The sequence below is a fragment of the Streptomyces albidus (ex Kaewkla and Franco 2022) genome, from assembly GCF_013870515.1.
GTDB classification, from domain to species: domain Bacteria; phylum Actinomycetota; class Actinomycetes; order Streptomycetales; family Streptomycetaceae; genus Streptomyces; species Streptomyces albidus.
In genome coordinates this window covers 1-3,074 of sequence record NZ_JACBXA010000418.1, presented here as the reverse complement: position 1 = coordinate 3,074, position 3,074 = coordinate 1, and the positions used below count along the sequence as shown (strand labels likewise).

The window sequence follows — 3,074 nt, the reverse complement described above, 5'->3', positions numbered from 1 at the left end:
CGTGACGTCCGGTCCGAGCGGCGGCTTCAGAGCTTGCGCAGCGACAGGCGCTGGACCTTGTGGTCCGCCCCCTTGTGCAGCTGGAGCGTCGCCCGGCCGCGCGTCGGGGCGATGTTCTGCCGGAGGTTCGGCTCGTTGATGGTGCGCCACGTGCGGCGTGCGTACTCCAGCGCCTCCTCCTCCGAGACCTGCGTGTACCGGTGGAAATACGAGCGGGGGTTCTGGAACGCCGTCTCGCGAAGCGCGCTGAACCGGCGCAGGTACCACTCCTCGACGTCGCTGGTGCGCGCGTCGACGTAGACGGAGAAGTCGAAGTAGTCGGCGAGGGCGAGCCTGGTGCGGCCGTCGCGGCCGGGCAGCGCGGGCTGCAGCACGTTCAGCCCTTCGACGATCAGTATGTCGGGGCTCTTCACGGTGAGGCGTTCCCCGGGCAGCCGGTCGTAGATGAGGTGCGAGTAGACGGGCGCGGTCGCCTCGGCCTTGCCCGACTTCACGTCGGCCACGAAGCGGGTCAGTGCGCGCCGGTCGTAGGACTCGGGGAAGCCCTTGCGTGACATCAGCCCGCGCTCCTGGAGCTCAGCCGTGGGCAGCAGGAAGCCGTCGGTCGTCACCAGTTCGACGCGAGGGTGCTCCGGCCAGCGGGCGAGCAGCGCCCGAAGCAGCCGGGAGACCGTGGACTTGCCCACGGCGACGCTTCCCGCGACGCCGATCACGAACGGGGTGCCGCGCTGCGGGCCGCCCTCTCCGGCGACGTCGCCGAGGAAGGTGTTGACGGCGTTGCGCAGACCGTGGGTGGCGCCGACGTAGAGGTTCAGGAGCCTGGAGAGCGGCTGGAAGACGTCCCGCACCTCGTCCAGGTCCACGACGTCGCCGAGCCCGCGGAGCTCCTCGACCTCGGCCGCGGTCAGCGGAAGGGGGGTGCGCTCGCGCAGGGCGCTCCACTCGGAGCGTGAGAGATCGACGTAGGGCTTCGTTGGCACGGGACCATTCTGCGGGGAGGCCTTCCGCGGCCGGTACGGGCGGGGTCGCATGGGACGTCACGGCTGGTCGCGGGAGCCCCAGCGGGTAGTCCGAAACTCTCCGTGAAAATGGTATGAGCGGACGGTGTACGGGCGGTGGGTTTTGGCGCTACGTTTCCCCGCATGTCCCTCCGCATCGGCCGCATGAGCCGCAAGTACCGCATACGCAGACGTCCCGCCCGGTTCGAAGCGACGACGAAACGGGACTTCGCGGCACGCATACAGGGCGACCTGGCACTCGACGACCTGCCGGACGAGGACCTCGCCGAGGACCTGTCCGAGAGCCTCGAGATGTACGTACTGGGCAGCAAGCCCCGCTGCGAGGAAGCGGAGTACCTGGAGCTGATGGAGGACGCCATAGAGCGGATAGCCCGCGGGCGTTGAGCTTTCCCCGTGGTGCCCGGCACGGCCTGTCCCGATCGGTCTGCCGGGCAGAGCTGCGGCAGCCGCGTAGAGGCCCGCTGCTCGTCGTGGAGCATGCGGGCGCCGCATAGGCTGGCCCGCATGTGCGGAATCGTTGCGTACGCGGGAGGGCGCTCCGCCCTGGATGTCGTTCTCGCCGGGCTGCGGCGCCTGGAGCACCTGGGTTACGACTCCGCGGGGGTCGCCGTTCTCGTGGACGGGGGGCTGGCCGCGGCCAAGAAGTCGGGGACCTTCGAAGACGTCCGGAGGGAGTTGTCGGAGCGCCCGCTGCCCGCGGGGACGACCGGCATCGGCCACACCAGGCTGGCCACCCACGGTCCGCCCTCCGATGAGAACGCGCACCCGCACCTGGACGACTCGGGGCGGGTGGCGGTCGTGCAGAACGGCGACATCGACGACTTCGCCGGGCTGCGTGCCCAACTCGCCGCCCGCGGGCACGAAATGGCCTCGTCGACCGACACCGAGGCGGCGGCGCATCTGCTCGCCGAGCACTTCTCGTCCTGCTACGACCTGGCGGAGGCGATGAGACAGGTGTGCCGGCAGCTGACGGGGACCTTCGCTCTGGCCGCGGTGCACGCCGACGAGCCGGAAGTGGTCGTGGGCGCGTGCCGCGGTCTGCCCCTGCTCGTGGGCCTCGGCGACGGCGAGGTGTTTCTGGCCTCGGACGCTGCCGCCTTCCCGCCGCACGTCCGGGATGTGGCTGACGTGGGCGCGGACCAAGTGGTGACGCTGCACCGGGACGGCGTCTGGATCACCGACTTCGAGGGGGTGCCGGGGGACGTGCGTACCTACCGGGTGGACGGCGACGGAGACGCGGAGATGGACGGCGCCTCGGATCCGTACGGGCACGGCGGCGCCGGTGCGCCCACGGCCGGCATCGGTGACGGAACGGGCGGGGGTTCCCGGTGATCGTGGGGGTCGGAATCGATGTCGCCGAGATCGAACGCTTCGCCCAGGCGCTGAAGCGGACGCCGATACTCGCCGAACGGCTCTTCGTGGACGCCGAGTTGCGGCTGCCCAGCGGCGAACGCCGCGGTGCCGCATCCCTCGCGGCGCGCTTCGCGGCCAAGGAGGCGCTCGCGAAGGCGCTCGGCGCACCGGGCGGGATGAGCTGGACCGACGCGGAGGTCGTCACCGCCGAGTCGGGGCAGCCGTCGCTGGTCGTACGGGGGACCGTGGCGGCCCGGGCGGAGGCGCTGGGGGTGCGCGGGTGGCATCTGTCCCTGTCGCACGACGCGGGCGTCGCCTCCGCAGTGGTGATCGCCGAGGGCTGAGCCCCGCTGCGCCGCCGTTCCGACGGCCTTCCTGCGGAACCTCCAGCTGTGGTCGCTCGCGCGGTGGCCCGTCAGACTGGAGCGATGAGGACTGCGTACAGCGTGGAGACCGTGCGGGCCGCCGAGCGGGAACTGATGGGGCGTCTGCCCGACGGGGTGTTGATGCAGCGGGCGGCCGCGGGTCTTGCCGCCGCCTGCGCGGGGATGCTCGGACGTACGTACGGCGCCCGTGTCGTGCTGCTGGTCGGCAGCGGCGACAACGGCGGTGACGCCCTCTTCGCAGGGGCACGCCTGGCGCGGCGGAGAGCCACGAAGCTGCGGACGGCGAGTGCCTCACCGGTCTCGGACGTCGGGGGAG

4 protein-coding genes and 1 pseudogene are annotated in these 3,074 nt (G+C 71.6%); 4 read left to right on the top strand and 1 reads right to left on the bottom strand.

The window, feature by feature from the left end; genetic code table 11:
* Window positions 1-26: 26 nt before the first annotated feature.
* Window positions 27-1,031, bottom strand: coding sequence for a type I pantothenate kinase (coaA, locus tag H5J26_RS29890; protein WP_181769086.1), 1,005 nt, complete (start codon window positions 1,029-1,031; stop codon window positions 27-29).
* A gap of 111 nt (window positions 1,032-1,142) precedes the next feature.
* Between coaA and H5J26_RS29885 the strand changes: the two genes are divergently transcribed.
* The 4 genes and pseudogenes from H5J26_RS29885 to H5J26_RS29870 form a co-directional block, all read left to right on the top strand.
* Entirely contained in the window at window positions 1,143-1,403 is a 261-nt protein-coding gene (locus H5J26_RS29885; protein WP_309238113.1) for a hypothetical protein, read from the top strand.
* A 120-nt stretch (window positions 1,404-1,523) separates the two neighbouring features.
* Window positions 1,524-2,279: pseudogene (locus H5J26_RS29880) on the top strand (glutamine--fructose-6-phosphate aminotransferase); the annotation flags it as partial.
* A 68-nt stretch (window positions 2,280-2,347) separates the two neighbouring features.
* The gene (locus H5J26_RS29875; RefSeq protein WP_181769084.1) at window positions 2,348-2,716 is read left to right on the top strand and encodes a holo-ACP synthase; all 369 of its coding nucleotides are present in this window, start codon (window positions 2,348-2,350) and stop codon (window positions 2,714-2,716) included.
* A gap of 84 nt (window positions 2,717-2,800) precedes the next feature.
* On the top strand, window positions 2,801-3,074 hold a 274-nt coding region (locus H5J26_RS29870; RefSeq protein ID WP_303647278.1), incomplete at its 3' end, for an NAD(P)H-hydrate epimerase.